The sequence below is a fragment of the Flagellimonas sp. 2504JD4-2 genome, assembly GCF_053642935.1.
Window position 1 is genome coordinate 219263 of the sequence record NZ_JBSIOV010000002.1, and the last position, 19880, is coordinate 239142.

13 protein-coding genes are annotated in these 19880 nt (G+C 42.2%); 11 read left to right on the forward strand and 2 right to left on the reverse strand.

Annotated elements, in window-relative coordinates; translation table 11 throughout:
• Nucleotides 1-276: 276 nt before the first annotated feature.
• The 5 genes from purL (at nucleotide 277) to ACULLH_RS07770 (ending at nucleotide 7119) form a co-directional block, all read left to right on the forward strand.
• Nucleotides 277-3942 (forward strand): phosphoribosylformylglycinamidine synthase, encoded by a 3666-nt coding sequence (purL, locus tag ACULLH_RS07750; RefSeq protein WP_454088170.1) that lies wholly within the window; start codon nucleotides 277-279, stop codon nucleotides 3940-3942.
• A 36-nt stretch (nucleotides 3943-3978) separates the two neighbouring features.
• Nucleotides 3979-5616, forward strand: coding sequence for a beta-N-acetylhexosaminidase (locus ACULLH_RS07755; RefSeq protein ID WP_454088171.1), 1638 nt, complete (start codon nucleotides 3979-3981; stop codon nucleotides 5614-5616).
• Between the two features lie 79 nt (nucleotides 5617-5695).
• On the forward strand, nucleotides 5696-6124 hold the full coding sequence (locus ACULLH_RS07760; protein ID WP_454088172.1) for a GNAT family N-acetyltransferase: 429 nt from the start codon (nucleotides 5696-5698) through the stop codon (nucleotides 6122-6124).
• 2 nt (nucleotides 6125-6126) lie between these two features.
• Nucleotides 6127-6699 (forward strand): Crp/Fnr family transcriptional regulator, encoded by a 573-nt coding sequence (locus tag ACULLH_RS07765; RefSeq protein ID WP_454088173.1) that lies wholly within the window; start codon nucleotides 6127-6129, stop codon nucleotides 6697-6699.
• A gap of 63 nt (nucleotides 6700-6762) precedes the next feature.
• Nucleotides 6763-7119 carry a DUF4406 domain-containing protein gene (locus ACULLH_RS07770; RefSeq protein ID WP_454088174.1) on the forward strand — a complete coding sequence of 119 codons (357 nt, stop codon included), beginning with the start codon at nucleotides 6763-6765 and terminating at the stop codon, nucleotides 7117-7119.
• Nucleotides 7120-7142: 23 nt separating this feature from the next.
• On the opposite strand, the gene ACULLH_RS07775 is transcribed toward ACULLH_RS07770, so the two are convergent.
• A complete protein-coding gene (locus ACULLH_RS07775) occupies nucleotides 7143-8402 on the reverse strand; it encodes a cytochrome-c peroxidase (protein ID WP_454088175.1) in 1260 nt (419 codons plus the stop codon).
• A gap of 198 nt (nucleotides 8403-8600) precedes the next feature.
• Between ACULLH_RS07775 and ACULLH_RS07780 the strand changes: the two genes are divergently transcribed.
• From ACULLH_RS07780 to ACULLH_RS07805, 6 genes are all read left to right on the forward strand, one after another.
• Entirely contained in the window at nucleotides 8601-10370 is a 1770-nt protein-coding gene (locus tag ACULLH_RS07780; protein WP_454088176.1) for an AMP-dependent synthetase/ligase, read from the forward strand.
• 141 nt (nucleotides 10371-10511) lie between these two features.
• Nucleotides 10512-10958 carry a MarR family winged helix-turn-helix transcriptional regulator gene (locus ACULLH_RS07785; protein ID WP_454088177.1) on the forward strand — a complete coding sequence of 149 codons (447 nt, stop codon included), beginning with the start codon at nucleotides 10512-10514 and terminating at the stop codon, nucleotides 10956-10958.
• Nucleotides 10959-10971: 13 nt separating this feature from the next.
• Nucleotides 10972-13377, forward strand: a complete 2406-nt coding sequence (locus ACULLH_RS07790; RefSeq protein ID WP_454088178.1) for a 3-hydroxyacyl-CoA dehydrogenase/enoyl-CoA hydratase family protein — start codon at nucleotides 10972-10974, stop codon at nucleotides 13375-13377.
• Nucleotide 13378: 1 nt separating this feature from the next.
• Nucleotides 13379-14569 carry an acetyl-CoA C-acyltransferase gene (locus ACULLH_RS07795; RefSeq protein WP_454088179.1) on the forward strand — a complete coding sequence of 397 codons (1191 nt, stop codon included), beginning with the start codon at nucleotides 13379-13381 and terminating at the stop codon, nucleotides 14567-14569.
• 28 nt (nucleotides 14570-14597) lie between these two features.
• Nucleotides 14598-16409 (forward strand): acyl-CoA dehydrogenase family protein, encoded by a 1812-nt coding sequence (locus ACULLH_RS07800; protein ID WP_454088180.1) that lies wholly within the window; start codon nucleotides 14598-14600, stop codon nucleotides 16407-16409.
• A 168-nt stretch (nucleotides 16410-16577) separates the two neighbouring features.
• Entirely contained in the window at nucleotides 16578-18023 is a 1446-nt protein-coding gene (locus ACULLH_RS07805; RefSeq protein WP_454088181.1) for a pyridoxal phosphate-dependent decarboxylase family protein, read from the forward strand.
• On the opposite strand, the gene ACULLH_RS07810 is transcribed toward ACULLH_RS07805, so the two are convergent.
• A complete protein-coding gene (locus tag ACULLH_RS07810; RefSeq protein ID WP_454088182.1) occupies nucleotides 18016-19815 on the reverse strand; it encodes a glycoside hydrolase family 15 protein in 1800 nt (599 codons plus the stop codon). The genes ACULLH_RS07805 and ACULLH_RS07810 overlap by 8 nt on opposite strands.
• Nucleotides 19816-19880: the final 65 nt, after the last annotated feature.

Consider the following 19880-nt stretch of genomic DNA (forward strand, 5'->3'; position numbering starts at 1 on the left):
ATCTGTTTGAAAATGCTTTTCCCGTTGTTGACCTTCCTTGTTTTTTAGGTTCTGGCTCATTCATAATTTTTATTGTCTTTTCAACATAAGATATTCTGAATCCCGAACATGCATTTAATTGATAGAACCATCAAAAGGTTTGATGTTTGAACACTTTTGGCCAACCGATAGAAGTTATTGACAATATCGGTTCAAAACTGTTTTCCAAGAGTCATAAAATTCAAACCTAAAAGCGTAAATTTGCATTTTCTTAATCTGTTCAACATTTAAGCTGATATGATTCATTTCTTTGGGGACGTTGCAACTAAAGTATTTGCCGTCCAGACTGCTCAAGAAATTATTCCAGAAGACATAAAAAAATTGACATGGTTGTTCGGCAACCAATCTAAGATAAACTCGGCGTCTCTTGACGCCTTTTTTATTGGCCCACGGGCCGCCATGATTACGCCCTGGAGTACCAATGCGACTGAAATAACCCAGAATATGGGTGTGGAAGGAATCTTGCGGATTGAGGAGTTCCATCCGGTGGATGAAAGCTCCCAAGGTTACGACCCCATGCTCTTTCAAAGGTACGATGGGTTAAACCAGGATATCTTTACTATTGATATCGTTCCAGAATCCATTCTGGAGATTGATGACATAGCAGCCTATAATCAACAGGAAGGTCTTGCATTAAATGCTGATGAAATCGCCTACTTGGAGAACCTCTCAGCGAAGCTGGAGAGAAAGTTAACCGATTCTGAGGTTTTTGGTTTTAGTCAGGTCAATTCGGAACATTGTCGACATAAAATTTTCAATGGCACCTTTATCATCGATGGCCAGGAAAAACCCACTTCTCTTTTTAAACTCATAAAAAAGACCTCGGAGGAAAATCCGAATGACATTGTTTCGGCCTACAAAGACAATGTAGCTTTCATCAAAGGCCCCAAAGCGGTTCAGTTTGCTCCAAAGAGCGCTGACAAACCTGATTTTTACGAAGAAAAAGAATTTGATTCCGTTCTCTCACTAAAAGCTGAGACACATAATTTCCCTACCACTGTGGAGCCCTTTAATGGTGCTGCAACAGGTTCTGGAGGAGAAATTCGGGATAGATTGGCAGGCGGAAAAGGTTCATTGCCTCTAGCTGGCACAGCGGTCTACATGACTTCGTATTCACGTCTGGAAGAAAATCGTCCATGGGAAAATGGAATGCAGGAGCGCGAATGGCTGTACCAAACTCCAATGGATATTTTGATAAAGGCCTCGAACGGAGCTTCTGATTTTGGAAACAAATTCGGTCAGCCCTTGATTTCTGGTTCGGTGCTGACTTTTGAACATGAAGAAGAAGCGCGTCGCCTTGGTTTTGACAAAGTTATTATGCTTGCAGGTGGAATCGGCTATGGAAAGGCCCAACAAGCATTGAAAGACACTCCAAATAAAGGTGACAAGATTGTGATTTTAGGTGGGGACAACTACCGCATCGGTATGGGTGGTGCAGCGGTTTCCAGCGCGGATACTGGGGAATTCAGCTCTGCAATCGAATTAAATGCCGTGCAGCGTTCCAATCCTGAGATGCAAAAACGGGCTTCCAACGCCATTCGTGGTCTGGTTGAGAGTCACTCAAATCCCATAGTTTCCATTCACGATCACGGTGCCGGCGGTCACCTCAACTGTTTATCTGAATTGGTTGAAGAAACTGGTGGTGTCATCAATACGGACAAACTTCCTGTTGGCGACCCCACACTTTCGGCAAAAGAACTCATCGGGAATGAATCCCAAGAGCGTATGGGATTGGTTATTGGAGAAAATGACATGGAACTTTTGGACCGTGTGGCCGCCAGGGAGCGTTCGCCGATGTATGATGTTGGAACCGTTACAGGAGATCATCGATTTACCTTCGCTTCAGAAAAAACAGGTGAAAAACCAATGGATTTGGAACTGTCAGATATGTTTGGAAGTTCCCCAAAAACCATAATGGAAGATACTTCGGTACAAAGAAATTACGCTTCAGGCAGCTATTCATTGGAGTATTTCCACGATTATCTGGAGCAAGTGCTGCAGCTTGAAGCAGTTGCCTGCAAAGACTGGCTGACCAACAAAGTTGACCGATGTGTAGGGGGTCATGTTGCCAAGCAACAATGTGCCGGACCTTTACAACTCCCATTGAACAATTGCGGTGTTATGGCCCTTGATTTTAAAGGCAAAGAAGGAATCGCAACCAGTATTGGGCACTCCCCCATTTCGGCATTAATTGACCCATCCGCTGGAAGTAGAAACAGTATTGCCGAAGCATTGACCAATATTGTATGGGCTCCCCTGAAAGATAACTTGCAATCCGTTTCCCTGTCTGCAAACTGGATGTGGCCCTGCAAGAATGAAGGAGAGGATGCCAGATTGTACGAAGCCGTTGAAGCAGTGTCAAACTTTGCCATTGAACTTGGGATAAATGTCCCTACGGGTAAAGATTCGCTCTCCATGAAACAAAAGTACAAGGATGGTGATGTTATTTCGCCAGGAACCGTGATCATCTCTGCGGCCGCGAACTGTAATAATATTAGCAAGGTTGTTGAACCTGTACTTCAAAAAAATGCAGGTGACATTTATTACATCAATATTTCAAAGGACAACGCTAAGTTGGGCGGTTCCTCATTTGCCCAGATATTGAACGCTGTTGGTGATGAGACTCCCACAATTGTGGATTCCAACTACTTTACGTTGGTTTTCAATACGCTTCAGGAGCTCATCAAGAATGATATGATCCTGGCTGGGCACGATATAGCTTCAGGAGGATTGATAACCACATTGTTGGAAATGTGCTTTGCGGATACCTACCTAGGGGCAACATTGGATTTGTCCGATCTTGGAGAGCAGGACATCATCAAACTTTTGTTCTCAGAGAATGCTGGAGTGGTTTTCCAAGCAAAAGATGATACTGTTGAAAAAACACTTGCCGAAGCAGGGATTGATTGCAAAAAAATAGGTTCTGTCAATTCCGACGAAAGCCTGAACATCCAAAACAATGGTATTGAAATCGGATTGAACATCGCTTCGCTTCGAGATACCTGGTTTAAGACCTCCTATCTATTGGATCAGAAGCAAACCGCAAACGATTTGGCGAAGGATCGCTACGATAACTACAAGAACCAACCCCTTAAATATACCTTCCCAAAGGGTTTTGATGGATCATTACCATCTCGTGAGCTGTCGGGCGAACGTCCAAAGGCTGCCATCCTTAGGGAAAAAGGGAGTAACTCCGAGCGTGAAATGGCCAACGCCATGTACTTGGCAGGTTTTGATGTAAAGGATGTGCATATGACAGACTTGATTTCAGGCAGGGAAACCTTGGAAGATATTCAGTTTATCGGTGCAGTGGGTGGTTTTTCAAACTCCGATGTTTTGGGAAGCGCCAAAGGCTGGGCTGGTGCCATCAAGTACAACGAAAAGGCGAACAAAGCTATAAAAGATTTCTTTGCCCGTCCTGATACCCTGTCGGTAGGCATATGCAACGGTTGTCAGTTGTTCATGGAACTGGATTTGATCAATCCAGAACACGAGACCCATGGCAGATTGACCTACAATGATTCCGGGAAACACGAGAGCAATTTCACCTCAGTAAAGGTTCAGGAGAACAATTCGGTCATGCTTTCCTCCCTTGCTGGAACCACATTAGGTGTCTGGATTTCACACGGTGAAGGGAAGTTCAACCTTCCGCATGACGAAAAAGACTATGACATCGTCGCGAAATACGGATATGATGCCTATCCTGCAAATCCAAATGGAAGTAGTTTTAATACGGCCATGCTCTGCGATAAATCCGGTCGTCATTTGGTAACTATGCCGCACATCGAACGCTCCACTTTCCCATGGAACTGGGCGCATTATCCAAAGGATAGAAACGATGCAGTTTCGCCATGGCTTCAGGCTTTTATTAACGCCAGGGAATGGATATTGCAAACGAAATAACTATTTTTAAAGACCAATAATTTTTAATTCCAAAAAATGAACATCAATAACCACCTAGCAAAGGGACTGTTTGTTCTCTATGCTGTATGCTTTCTTTTGACAACAGGATGTGTACGTAAACATCGTAGTTTTTCAGCATCCGAAATCAGTTTACTACCTCAGCCCAACGAAATTGTTCTAGCCGAAAATTCTTTTGGTTTAGAGGACGGAATGGTTATCGTATATTCTGATGAGATGGCCACCAATACTGCCCAAAACCTAGCCAAGAATCTTCAAACCAAAACAGGTTTAGAGCTTGAAGTATTTTTTGCAGGCAACGGAAATATCATTTTTGACCTTGTTCAAGATTTAGCGGACGAAGCTTATCAATTAAATGTATCTCCCAAGGGAATCAAAATCTCAGCAAGTACAACTGCGGGCTTTTTCTATGGAAGTGAGACCTTGAAACAATTGCTTACGAAGGACACAGACGAATCTCGATGGCTGATTCCCTCCCTTACCATCAACGACGAACCACGATTTGGATGGAGAGCCTATATGTTGGACGAGTCCCGTTATTTTCAGGGAGCAGATTTTGTAAAGCAAATATTGGATCAGATGGCATCGCTTAAAATGAATGTTTTTCACTGGCATTTGACCGATGATGCCGGTTGGCGGGTCGAAATAAAAAAGTACCCCAAACTTACCGAAGTGGGTTCTCACAGAACCGATTCTGAAATCGAGACCTGGGGAAGTGGCAAACTATCGGGCGAGCCCCATGGCGGATTTTATACCCAGGAACAGATCAAGGAGCTTGTGGCTTACGCTACAGAAAGGAACATTACAGTAATTCCGGAGTTTGAAATTCCCGGGCACAGCAGCGCCGCCATAGCTTCATATACATGGCTGGGTACTGCCGGTAAGGACATTGATGTACCCGTAAAATTTGGACGTCATTATGACAACTATGATGTGACCAACCCTCAGGTGGAGCAATTTGTGAAAGATGTCTTGTTGGAGCTTTTTGAGCTCTTTCCTTCCGAAGTAATCCATATTGGTGGCGACGAAGTGGGTTACAAAGTTTGGGAAGAATCAAAACACGTTCAAGACTATATGAAAGAGCATGGGATAAAAACAGAGGCCGACCTGCAAATAGCCTTCACCAATAAAATTTCGAAGTTTATAGAACAACATGGTAGACGTATGATGGGATGGAATGAGATTATGGGAAAGAATATTCATGGGGATTTTGAGGAGAAAAAGTTGGATGAAGAAGCTGAAACTGAATTGGCCAAAAACGTCGTGGTACATTTTTGGAAGGGCGATTTGGATTTGGCGACCAGCGCCGCCCAAGAAGGCTATGGCATTGTCAATTCCCTTCATAGCAATACCTATCTTGACTATAATTACAAGAGCATTTCATTGGAAAAAGCATATGGGTTTGATCCAATTCCAGAAGGGTTGGAATCCAAATACCACGACAACATTTATGGGTTGGGGTGTCAAATGTGGACTGAATGGACCCCTACCTATAAAGATGTGGAACGGCAAACTTATCCCAGAATTGCGGCGTATGCCGAAGTAGGCTGGACAAATATTGAAAACAAGGATTTTGAAAGCTTCAAATCTGCCTTAAAAATCAAACAAAAGGAATGGGCTGACCTTGGTATAAATTATGCCAGAGTTTTGGAGTAACTTGTTGGGGTAAATTCAAATTACCTCTAGACTGGAAGCAAAGACCATCATAAGAAAGGCCATATCAAAAGATGTTCCTTTGATCGTAGAAATGTTGGCCAATGATAAATTAGGAAAGCTACGGGAAGATTTTAGGAATCCCCTTCCTGAAGTATACCTCCAAGCCTTTGAAAATATTGATAGTGATCCGAATCAGGAATTGATGGTCATCGAAAATGAATCGGGACACGTAATTGGTACGTTTCAGTTAAGCTTCATCCAGTATCTGACCTATCAAGGAGGTGTTCGGGCGCAGATTGAAGCAGTAAGGGTGCATGAAGATTATCGCGGTAAGGGCATTGGTAAAATGGCGTTCCAATGGGCCATACAACGATCAAAACAGAAGGGTGCCCATGTGGTACAATTGACCACGGATAAAAAAAGACCAGAAGCTTTGGAATTTTATAAATCCTTGGGATTTGTGGATTCGCATGAAGGCATGAAGCTTCACCTTAATCCAAAATCTTGACCATGGATTTTGAAGCCATTCTACAAAACATTTCCAATCATATAACATTGACATCAGAGGAAATCCATGCCCTTACCTCCTCATTGATCGAGAAAAAACTGGAAAAAGGTCAAATCCTTCTAAAACAAGGTAGTTATTGTGACGCTATTTATTTTGTAAATGAAGGAACTCTTCGTGCTTATTTTTTAAGTCCTGAGGGTAAAGAAACTACAATAATGTTTGCTGTAAAGGATTGGTGGATTACAGATATGTTTGCCTTTACCAAAGCCGTAAAAAGTAAACTAAGTATCGAAGCACTCGAACCATCACATGTGTTTTGTCTATCCAAACAGAATTTTGAACGTTTCCTTCGTGAAATACCTAAGTTAGAACGGTTTTTCAGAATTCTTTTGCAGAATGCATACATAAGGGAACAACTACGAGGATTGGAAAACCTGTCTTTGACCGCAAAGGACAAATACGAAATCTTTATCAAAAAGTACCCTGCGATAGCCGAAAGGGTGAATCAAAAGCAGATTGCTTCTTATCTTGGAATAACGCCTGAATTTTTAAGCATGATCAAAAATGAACGATAGCACTTAAACTAGTTTATTTTTTCTCCTCTTGCTTTTAAGTTTCTTTACACAAAACTGTTTGGTATGATGATATTGATAGCAGGACCCTATAGAAGCGGTACAAACAACGACCCAGAACTTATGCGACAAAATCTAGAACGATTGGAAGCAATGGCACTTCCTTTGTTTAGGATGGGGCATATGCCCATTATTGGCGAATGGTTGGCACTTCCATTGCTAAAATTGGCAGGAGCCAAACAGCCAGGAGATGAAGTGTGGCAAGAAATACAATATCCAGCTGCGCACCGAATGCTATTAAAATGTGATGCTGTTCTTAGAATACAAGGAGAATCCAAAGGAGCGGACAACGATGTTAGGATAGCTAAGGAAAATGGGCTGAAGATCTATCATAATTTGGAAGATGTCCCTAAGGCGAATTAGCCCTAGGAACACCTTCCGCCAACCTACTGCAATTGATTTATAAATGGATTTGAGAACTTTTCATTTGCAATAAAGGTCTCATCCGTTAAGGTGTTCAAAAAGTCTACCAAGGCCTGCTTGTCTGCGTCGGATAGATTCAATCTCCTAATATTGCCTCCTTGTACCCGAAGTCTGTTATCCAGATTGGGGCTATTTTGCACACCATTGTCATAATGCTCTATGACTTCTGCTAAGGTTTCAAATCGGCCATCATGCATATAAGGTGCCGTAAGGGCAATATTCCGCAAGGATGGCACTTTAAACTCACCATTCTGATTGTTATTTCCGGTCACTCCTCCTACGCCCAAATCCGTAAGAGTTACATCCAGTCCATTATTTCTGGCCCTATCCCCAACTTGCACGTTGGTATCATGGCATTGGGCGCAGTTCGTCTGATTACTCATAAACAACTGCTTGCCTCTATTTTCAGAAGCTGTAAAATTGGGAAAGTTATTGTTCGGATTGTTCACTTGGGCCAAGCCCGCATCAAACCTGGATTGATACGATACCATGGAACGGACAAATTGTGCCAGGGCCAACGAAATTCGATTGCTTGTCACCTCTTCATCACCAAAAACCAACCGAAAGAGTACTCCATAATATGCTTCATTACCCAATTTGGACTCCAATTCGTCCAAAGTAAGTCCCATTTCAACAGCATCTTGAATGGGTTGCAGAACTTGGTCTTCCAGACTCGCGGCACGTTCATCCCAAAAAAATCGTCCATTTTCATAGAATCTCGCATTGGCAAGTCCCATCGAATTCCTACCGGTAAGTCCACCTTCAAAACCTATACTAAATTGATTGGGGTCCGAAAAACCATTTTGCTGCACATGGCAAGATGCGCAGGAAACCGTGTTGTTTGCCGACAACTGAACATCATAGAACAATACCCTTCCTAAAGTTGCACCGGCATCGGTCACGGGATTGTTGTTTGGTGTGTTGTCCTCATCTTGGAGCTCATTGTCTAGAAAGAAATTAGGGAGTTGGACAGTATAATCGAAATAATCTGATGGCAAATTCAAGGTCAATTCAAGAACATCCATATCTTCTTCCGAAATGGTTCCCTCATCATCCTGCATATCATCATCGTCATTGTCATTATTGTCATTTCCATCAGGAGTTTCATCATCATCATTTACGATGGCATCTGGTAAGTTCACGATTTCTTCTGAAAAATCATCTTGGCAAGAAAACTGGAGAATAATAAAAAATAAGAGTAGAATATTGAAAACACTTTTCATACTGTGGAATTTAAAATGATACAAAAAGTAGTTTTCTGCATAAGCGGGATCTGGGTCGTTTAAATTTTAGATGCATGTTCTTCCCAAAACTTGCGCTGGAATATCATTTTTATTAATTCTGAAAGGATTTTGTTGAATTTTCCATTTTAAAATCCCGCTTCCTTTCCCTATTTTGCAATTACTTTACAGAAACTTACTATGCAAAAAGTTACCCGTTTATTCGATTTTCCATATTACTCACACGAAAAATATAATCTATCCAACGCCCTGGTCACCAAGGTGGATGGGAACTGGAAATCTACCTCTTCCCAAGAATATATTGACAAGGCAAATGCCATTAGCCGTGGCTTGTTGAAACTTGGAGTTGAGGCCAACGATAAGGTTGCCATAATCTCCATGACCAACCGTACCGAATGGAACATAGTCGATATTGGCATTTTACAGCTTGGGGCACAAAATGTCCCGATTTATCCAACTATTTCAGAGGAAGATTATGAATATGTCCTGAACCACTCCGAGGCCAAATATTGTTTCGTTTCCTGTGGTGAGGTTTTGGAAAAGGTATTGGCGATAAGCTCAAACCTCCAAAAATTGAAGGATGTTTTTTCGTTTGATGAATTGGGAAATTGCAAAAATTGGACTGAAGTACTCGAGTTAGGTAAGGACACCTCCAACCAGAATACAGTTGAAGAACGAAAAGCTGCTGTAAACCCTGAGGATCTGGCCACTTTGATTTATACATCGGGAACTACCGGAAGGCCTAAAGGTGTAATGTTATCCCATAATAACATCGTGTCGAATGTGGTTTCCAGTGAAAAAAGGGTTCCCTTCGATTCCGGAGGTAAAGCATTGAGTTTTCTGCCTATTTGCCACATTTTTGAACGCATGATCTTGTATCTATACCAATACTGCGGGGTGCAGATTTATTTTGCAGAAAATCTCGAGAAAATCAGCGATAATCTCAAAGAGGTCAAACCTAATGTCATGACGGTGGTTCCTAGGCTTTTGGAAAAAGTCTACGACAAAATCATTATGAAAGGTACTGAGTTAACAGGGCTGAAAAAGAAACTATTCTTTTGGGCGGTTGAATTGGGGTTAAAATATAAGCCATACGGCCAAAATGGTTGGGCATATGAGAAAAAACTGGGGTTGGCCCGAAAACTCATCTTTAGTAAATGGCAAGAAGCTTTGGGTGGTAATTTGGACATTATGGTGTCTGGTAGTGCGGCCCTTCAACCAAGATTAGGCAGGGTATTTGGAGCAGCAGCAATTCCTGTTATGGAAGGTTATGGACTTACCGAGACATCGCCCGTAATTTCTGTAAACGATCAGCGGAATCACGGATGGAGAATCGGGACCGTTGGAAGAATCATCGAAGGTGTGGAAGTAAAAATAGCTGATGATGGCGAAATCCTTTGTAAGGGTCCCAACGTAATGATGGGTTATTACAAAGACCCTGAAAAGACCTCCGAAGTACTCAAGGAAGGATATTTCCACACTGGGGATATCGGTGAAATAGATGCTGATGGCTTTTTGAAAATTACAGACCGTAAAAAGGAGATGTTCAAAACATCGGGAGGAAAATATGTAGCTCCACAACTTTTGGAGAACAGATTTAAACAATCCCGTTTTGTGGAACAGATCATGGTTGTGGGTGAAGGTGAAAAAATGCCCGCCGCCCTGATTCAACCAAATTTTGAATTCCTATACGAATGGGCCAATAGACATGATATCACCCTGGGTGAAAACTCGGACATCATCTTAAACGAAAAGGTAATCTCACGCATTCAGGAAGAAATCGATTTGGCAAACGAGGATTTCGCCAAATGGGAAAAAGTAAAACAATTTAGATTGACTCCCGATGTGTGGAGCGTAGATGATGGTCACCTTACCCCTACTATGAAACTTCGTAGAAAAATCGTAAAAGAAAAATATATAGATCTCTATAATAATATCTACGGTCATTAGCGTTGCGCAGCGCTTTCCAACCAAATTTCAAAGGGCCCAAATTCATTTTTGGGCCCTTCTTTTTTCATACGTTATAATAATTCCTATTTATTATGCATGCATAATAAATTTTTGTATATTTGGTCACACCAAACCGGATTTATGAAAGAGTTGACCATTGATTATGCGCTAAGGGCTACATGGCAGGCAGTAAGTAAGATGTATAACGAGGAAGCCAAGCACTACGGACTTACAATGGCTATTGGTTTTACGCTCTTGAGTATTGATCCAAAAAAGGGAACTCCCAGTACCGCTTTAGGTCCCAAAATGGGCATGGAAGCGACAAGTTTATCCAGAATTCTTAAGAATATAGAGGAAAGAGGATATATCCAAAGAAAACCAAATCCAAAAGATGGACGGGGCGTGTTGATACACTTGACCGCACTTGGTTTGGAAAAGAGGAAGGATTCTAAAGATGTGGTTTTGCGCTTTAATGAGGTCGTAAGGGATAACGTCGCTGAAGAAGATTTGGTCAGTTTTTTTAAGACTGCCGAAATCATAAACAAACTGATAATTGAAAAGAAAATTTATACAAAAACAACTAATTAATTCGCACTCATAAATGAAAAGGCATATCAATAAAGTTGCCGTAATAGGCTCTGGTATCATGGGTAGTGGCATAGCCTGTCATTTTGCCAATATCGGGGTCGAAGTTTTATTATTGGACATTGTTCCCCGAGAGCTCAACGATAAGGAAAAAGCGAAGGGATTGACCTTGGAGGATAAAATTGTTCGAAACCGTTTGGTCAACGATTCGTTGGCTGCAGCCCTTAAATCCAAACCTTCACCTATTTATCATAAAAAGTTTGCCACTAGGATCTCTACTGGTAATCTTGAGGATGATATTTCAAAAGTTGCTGATGTTGATTGGATCATTGAGGTTGTTGTAGAACGTTTGGATATCAAAAAGCAGGTTTTCGAAAATTTGGAAAAACATAGAAAACCGGGCACCCTGATTACCTCAAATACTTCGGGGATACCTATTAAGTTTATGAGTGAAGGGAGAAGTGAGGATTTTCAAAAGCACTTCTGCGGAACCCACTTTTTCAATCCGGCCAGATACCTGAAACTTTTTGAGATCATTCCTGGTTCGAAGACTTCCAAAGAAGTTTTGACCTTCTTAAATGGTTATGGCGAGCAGTTCCTTGGAAAAACATCCGTCGTGGCAAAAGACACCCCGGCTTTCATTGGAAACCGCATTGGAATTTTTAGCATTCAGAGCCTCTTTCATGCGGTTAAGGATCTAGGAATGACCGTGGAAGAAGTGGACAAGCTCACAGGACCAGTTATAGGTAGACCTAAATCGGCCACCTTCCGTACTGTGGATGTTGTCGGATTGGACACTTTGGTGCATGTTGCCAATGGTATCCACGAAAATTGTAAAGATGATGAGCGATTGGAACTCTTCCAATTGCCGGATTTCATCAAGACCATGGTCGATAATAAATGGTTAGGTAGTAAATCGGGACAAGGATTCTATAAAAAGGTCAAAGGCGAAAATGGCAAGAGTGAAATCCTGACGTTGGATTTGGATACTATGGACTATCGCTCAAAAAAGAGCGCCAAGTTTGCTACGCTGGAATTGACAAAGACCATTGATAAAGTTGTTGACCGATTTTCAGTTTTAACATCAGGCAAGGACAAAGCTGGTGAGTTTTATCGAAAGAGTTTTGGTGCCCTTTTTGCATATGTCTCGCATCGAATTCCGGAAATTTCGGATGAGCTCTATAAGATAGATGATGCCATGAAAGCGGGCTTCGGATGGGAACACGGTCCCTTCCAAATTTGGGATGCTGTTGGACTTGAAAAAGGTCTGGAATTTATCCAGGCGGAAAACTTGGAGGTAGCCTCTTGGGTGAACGACATGAAGGAAGCAGGAATCGAATCTTTCTATTCCGTGAAAGATGGAGCTACCTATTTCTATGATATTTCCAAGAAGACCATGAAAAAAGTTCCTGGTCAGGATGCGTTTATCATACTGGACAACATAAGGAAATCCAACGAAGTCTTTAAAAATAGTGGTGTTGTCATCGAAGATTTGGGTGATGGAATTCTAAATATTGAGTTCCAATCCAAAATGAACACCATAGGCGGAGATGTGTTGGCTGGTCTGAACAAGGCTGTCGACATTGCGGAAAAAGATTTTCAGGGATTGGTTGTGGGTAATCAAGCGGCCAACTTCTCTGTAGGTGCCAATATCGGAATGATTTTCATGATGGCTGTTGAGCAAGAATATGATGAGTTGAACATGGCCATCAAATATTTCCAAGATACCATGATGCGCATGCGCTACTCCTCCATCCCTACCATTTCAGCACCACACGGTATGTGTCTGGGAGGTGGATGCGAACTGTCCATGCATGCCGATAAAATCGTTGCAGCCGCTGAAACTTACATTGGTTTGGTTGAATTTGGAGTTGGTGTAATTCCAGGGGGGGGTGGTTCCAAGGAAATGGCTTTGAGAGCGTCCGATACCTTTAGAAAGAATGACGTGGAACTGAATGTGCTGCAAGAGTATTTCTTGACCATCGGAATGGCAAAAGTATCTACCTCAGCTTACGAAGCCTATGACTTGGGAATCCTGCAAAAAGGTAAGGATGTAGTGATTGTCAATAAAGATCGACAAATAGCTACGGCCAAGGCTTATGCGAAACTTATGGCCGAAGCCGGATACACTAAACCTCCAAAACGAACTGACGTAAAAGTATTGGGGAAACAAGCTCTAGGGATGTTCTTGGTTGGAACGGATTCCATGGAGGCAGGACATTACATTTCCGAACACGACAAGAAAATAGCGGATAAACTGGCATATGTGATGGCTGGTGGAGATTTGTCCGAAGCCAGTTATGTCAGTGAGCAATATCTGTTGGATTTGGAACGCGAAGCATTCCTTTCCCTATGTACCGAAAGAAAAACACTGGAACGTATCCAACATATGTTGAAAACAGGAAAACCTTTAAGAAATTAAGATGAAGACAGCATATATCGTAAAAGCATATAGAACCGCCGTTGGGAAGGCGCCTCGAGGTCTATTTCGATTCAAAAGACCCGATGAACTTGCCGCCGAGACCATTGAGCACATGATGAAGGAATTGCCCGGACTCGATAAAAAAAGAATTGACGACGTTATCGTAGGGAATGCAATGCCGGAAGCAGAACAAGGATTGAACATGGCTAGGTTGATTTCATTGATGGGATTAAATATTGATGATGTTCCCGGGGTGACTGTAAATCGCTATTGCGCTTCAGGGTTGGAAACCATTGGAATTGCTACAGCAAAGATTCAATCTGGAATGGCCGATTGTATTATCGCCGGCGGATCTGAGAGCATGAGCTATATTCCTATGGGTGGCTATAAACCAACTCCGGATTATGCAACAGCCAAGGAGGGTCATGAAGATTACTACTGGGGAATGGGCCTGACGGCTGAAGCGGTGGCAAAACAATTTAAGATTTCTAGGGAAGATCAGGATGTGTTTGCCTATAGTTCCCACATGAAGGCCTTAAAGGCTCAGGAAGAAAATCGATTCCAAGATCAAATTGTACCCATTGATGTTGAGCACACTTTTGTGAATGAAGCCGGAAAGAAAGAAACCACTTCCTATACCGTAAACAAGGATGAGGGGCCAAGAAAAGGAACCAATATTCCTACCTTGAACAAGCTTCGCCCTGTTTTTGCTGCTGGTGGAAGTGTTACCGCTGGAAACTCTTCCCAAATGAGCGATGGTGCTGCCTTTGTGATGGTTATGAGCGAGGAAATGGTCAAAGAGCTGAACCTCGAACCCATTGCCCGATTGGTCAATTACGCCGCTGCGGGGGTCGAGCCCCGTATTATGGGTATTGGTCCGGTAAAAGCCATTCCAAAGGCATTGAAACAGGCCGGACTAAAACAAGATGATGTGGAACTGATTGAGCTGAATGAAGCCTTTGCTTCGCAGTCGCTGGCCGTAATCCGAGAATTGGATTTAAACCAAGATATCATCAATGTGAATGGTGGAGCAATCGCTTTGGGGCATCCTCTTGGTTGTACCGGAGCCAAACTTTCCGTTCAGCTTTTTGATGAGATGCGCAAACGAGACATGAAAGGCAAATATGGCATGGTTACCATGTGCGTTGGAACCGGTCAAGGAGCAGCAGGGATTTATGAATTTTTGAACTAAGAAAAAGAAAGGAACTAATACTAAAGCTATGAGTACTGAAACCCTAAATAAAGATATCCTACGAGGCGGACAATTCCTGGTAAAAGAGACCAAGTGCGAAGACGTATTTACCCTCGAAGACCTTACCGAGGAGCAAAAAATGATGCGGGAGAGCACCAAAGAGTTTGTAGATAGAGAACTTTGGGCCCATTGGGAACGCTTTGAGAAAAAAGATTACGCCTATACCGAGGAAACCATGCGAAAAGCAGGTGAACTTGGACTTTTGAGTATCGCCGTTCCAGAAGCCTATGGCGGCATGGGTATGGGATTTGTTTCTACCATGTTGGTTTGCGATTATATATCTGGGGCAACAGGTTCTTTCAGTACTGCTTTTGGGGCCCATACAGGTATCGGCACTATGCCCATTACGCTTTATGGGACAGAAGAACAAAAACAAAAATATGTCCCGAAATTAGCGACTGGTGAATGGTTTGGAGCGTATTGTTTGACAGAACCAGGTGCTGGTTCTGATGCAAATTCCGGAAAAACCAAAGCTGTACTTTCCAAAGATGGGAAGCACTATAGCATTACCGGGCAGAAAATGTGGATTTCCAATGCCGGTTTCTGTAATCTCTTTATAGTTTTTGCACGAATAGAAGATGACAAGAACATAACAGGTTTTATTGTCGAAAATGACCCTGAAAATGGTATCACCTTAGGTGACGAAGAGAAAAAATTGGGTATTCACTCGTCCTCTACCCGTCAGGTATTTTTCAATGAAACCAAGGTTCCTGTGGAGAATATGCTTTCTGAAAGAGGAAATGGATTTAAGATTGCAATGAACGCCCTCAATGTGGGTAGAATTAAACTGGCGGCAGCTTGTTTGGAAGCGCAAAGACGTGTGCTTACTGAAGCTACCAAATATGCCAATGAGCGTATCCAGTTTAAGACCCCAATAATGAATTTCGGAGCGATTAAGGCCAAAATTGCCGATATGGCCACCAACGCCTATGCTGACGAATCCGCTTGTTACCGTGCGGCGAAAAACATCGAAGATCGCATTGCTATTAGGGAAGCGGATGGAAACTCCCATCAGGAGGCAGAACTTAAAGGTGTTGAGGAATACGCCATTGAATGCTCTATCTTAAAGGTTGCAGTTTCAGAACATGTGCAGCATACCACAGACGAGGGAATTCAAATTTTTGGGGGAATGGGCTTTAGCGCAGACACTCCAATGGAATCAGCATGGAGAGATGCACGTATTTCCAGGATTTATGAAGGGACCAATGAAATCAATAGGATGTTGGCCGTTGGTATGTTGGTCAAAAAAGCCATGAAAGGTCATGTCGATTTGCTAGGCCCCGCCACAGCGGTCGGTGAGGAACTTATGGGTATTCCATCTTTTGATACTCCGGACTTTTCAGAACTGTTTTCCGAAGAAAAAGATTTGATCGCCCGATTGAAAAAAGTCTTTTTGATGATTGCCGGAAGTGCTGTTCAAAAGTTTGGGCCAAGCTTGGAAGAGCACCAAATGCTATTGATGTCTGCCTCAGATATTTTAATACAAGTTTATTTGGCAGAATCCACTATATTGCGTACTGAGAAAAATACTAAAAGATTTGGCGAAGATTCCCAAGCTGCTCAAATCGCAATGTCCAAATTATATTTGTACAGAGCAGTGGATATCATCAACCAAAAAGGAAAAGAAGCTATCGTAAGCTTTGCGGAAGGTGATGAACAACGAATGATGCTAATGGGACTCAAACGCTTTACGAAATATACAAATCAACCCAATGTCGTGGCACTGCGGACTCAAATTGCCGACAAAGTAGCCACGGATAACGGGTATACCTTTGACTAATTCAAATAATGCTTAAACAAAGCTGAATTTGGGAACCGCTCCTCTTGGGGCGGTTTTTTTATGGCTCTAAATCAACGGAACAATTTTGTTAAACAAATTGCAAATGGAATAGTTTTTTGATAAATCATTTCGAACTTGCACAGTCCTAACGAATCACAACTTTATCCGATGCCAAGAAAATTACTTGATGCAGCATATTCAACCGAGAACTTCAACAGCACCGGTCATAAGCTTATAGAGCTATTGACAAATCATTTAAAACATACACTATCCGGTAAAAATCCTAAGACCATATCTTGGAACACACCTGATAATGAGTTGGATGCGTGGAAAGATTTTTTAGAGCACGGCAAAAGCGAAAATTTCTTTGCTGAAGTACTGCAACGAACCACCCACACGCACCATCCAAAATATGTTGGGCATCAAGTGGCGCCACCTGCACCCATAACCGCGCTTACCGGAATGTTGGTTTCCTTGATGAACAATGGCATGGCGGTATATGAAATGGGCATGTCCCCTACAGCCATGGAACGTATCACAACGGACTTATTGGGTCAAAAAATAGGATATGATTCCGATTCAAGGGGAATATTGACCTCTGGAGGTACGCTAGCCAATCTTACCGCGCTGCTCGCCGCCCGAAAAGCTAAGGTTGAACATGATGTGTGGAATAAGGGGCATACAAAACCATTGGGCATCATGGTAAGTGAGGAGGCGCATTATTGCGTGGATAGAGCTGCAAAAATCATGGGGCTTGGCGAACAGGGAATAATAAAAATTCCTGTTACCAAAGAATTCACCATGGATGTTTCTCAGTTGGAAGCTTTATATCAAGATGCAAAAAACCAAGGGATTCAAATCTTCGCTATTGTGGGCAGTGCCCCATCCACCGCTACGGGAATCTATGATGATTTGGAAGCCGTTGCGAATTTTGCGAAACAACATGACCTGTGGTTCCACGTTGACGGTGCCCACGGTGGAGCGGCCATTTTTTCCCAAAAATATAAGCACTTGTTGAAGGGTATAGAAAACTCCGATTCGGTGGTAATCGATGGTCATAAAATGTTGATGATGCCCACCATTACAACAGCACTCATTTTTAAAGAAGGTGCACATTCGCATACCACATTTAGTCAAAAAGCCGATTATCTATTGACAGATACGGATGAAGAGGACTGGTATAATGGAGGGAAACGAACTTTTGAATGCACGAAAACCATGATGAGTCTTCATTGGTTTATACTGCTCAAGTTGTATGGTGAGGAAGTTTTTGACCAGAATGTGACCGAGCTCTACGATTTGGCCAAAGCATTTGCCGAAATTCTTAATCGCGACAAGGATTTTGAGCTTGCCGTAGAACCTATGTCCAATATTTTATGCTTCAGATATGTAGTTGGTGGGCTGTCTTTGGAGGAATCCAATGTTTTGAACCAATCCATTCGACAACACCTATTGGAAGATGGGGAATTCTATTTGGTACAAACCAAATTGAATGGTATACATTATCTCAGGACTACCTTAATGAATCCGTTCACCACAGTGGAGCACCTGAAATCCCTATTGGGAAAAATCAAAATTGCTGCGGAGAAACTCCTTGCCAGTCAGGTTAGCTGATTGATTCCAGAATTTTTTCCTCACTTTTCTTTCTCGAGAAATTGATGGCGCATTCTATTAAAGCTAAATGAGAATAGGCCTGCGGGAAGTTTCCAAGTAAACGTTTGCTCTTGAAATCAATATCCTCGCTGAATAATCCCAGATGATTGCTGTACCCCAATAAACGTTCAAAATAAGCCAGGGCCTTATCCTCCTCCCCTATTTTGAACAAACTATTGATAAACCAGAAAGTACATATGGTAAATGAGGACGAAGGAAGTCCGAAATCATCTTCATTTTTATATCTGTATAGCAGTCCATCGTTGTTCAAATCTTCTTCAATAGCCCTTACGGTGCTAACAAATTTTGGATCTTTGGCATGAATGAATCCATAGGATTCCATCAACAGTACCGAGGCATCCAAATGGTCCGATCCATAGGATTGTACAAAAGCATTGACTTCTGGGTTCCAAGCATGTTCATGGATATCATTCTTTATTTCTTGTTCAAGCACGGTCCACTGCTCAAGTTTGCGTTCTTTTCCAAAGATTTTGGCCACTTTTATGGCTCTATCAATCGCTACCCAGCATAGCACCTTGGAAAAGGTAAAATGCCTATCCTCGCCTCGGAACTCCCAAATTCCCTTGTCGGGTTCTCTCCAGTGTTTGTTCACAATCCAAACAATTCCCTTGGTGATACTCCAAAGGTCTTCTCCATTTTCAATATCGTTCTCAAAGCGTACCAACTGCTCATAAATAACATCCATCAAAATGCCATAAATGTCGTTTTGCTTTTGTTTATAGGCAGCATTACCAATTCTAACAGGTTTTGAACCTCGATACCCATCAAGATGCTCAAGAGTCTTTTCTGTAAGTGTCTTTTCCCTGTTGATGCCGTACATAATTTGAAGCTTCTCGTCTTTGTCGGGCATCAAATCAATAATGAACTGAAGATATCTCCTCGCCGAATTCTTATGTCCCAATTCCGACATCACCTTAATAACCATGGATGCATCCCTTATCCAACAAAACCGATAATCCCAGTTGCGGACTTCTCCAATGGTTTCGGGTAAGGAAGTGGTAGCCGCGGCCAAAACAGCTCCAGTTTTATCGTATGTGAGCAATTTGAGCGTTATGGCACTCCGCATAATCTCCGCATTGAACTGCTTGTACGTAGGAGTTCTATCGACCCAATCCAACCAATAGATTTTGGTTCGTTCGAGTTCAAGAGATATTTTTTCGGTAGTCGGCCTGAAAATCTTTTCGTTGTAACAAATCAAAAAATAGCCATCCTCTTTAAGAATGATCTCATCGCCTTCCAGAATCTGTCTTTTGTTGAAGGAGGTATAGAGGAATAGGGTATCAAACTTCTGCTTGCTGGTCAAACTAACAATAAAGTTCTTCTTCATATGATGCGTGGTCTGACCCTGTGCATACTCCAATTTGGGATCGTACAAAACGCTGAACCTGGGAGCTCCAGAAATATGTTTTATATAACGCACAATCTCCGGAGGAGCGTTGTATTTGCCCGTAAGCTTGTGGTATCTGGGCATGAAATCGTGCACCTCAAAAGTATTTTCCCCATCGGAATAGCGTGTAACCAATATGGCCGTATTTCGATGGTATTCTTGATGTATTTCGTAATTGTATTTTGTACGGATTTCAAAGCTGCCGCCCTTCTTGTCATCCAAAAGCTTGGCGAACACTGAAGTTGAATCAAATTGTGGCAAACAACACCAGTCCAGAGAACCTGTGTCAGAAATTAATGCGGCACTTCTACAATTTCCAATTATTCCGTAATTTAGGTTATCCATAGTCAGGATGTGTATTTCTGTTGGTTATTATTCGGTTTTCACCTTATTATAAATCGAAAAAATAG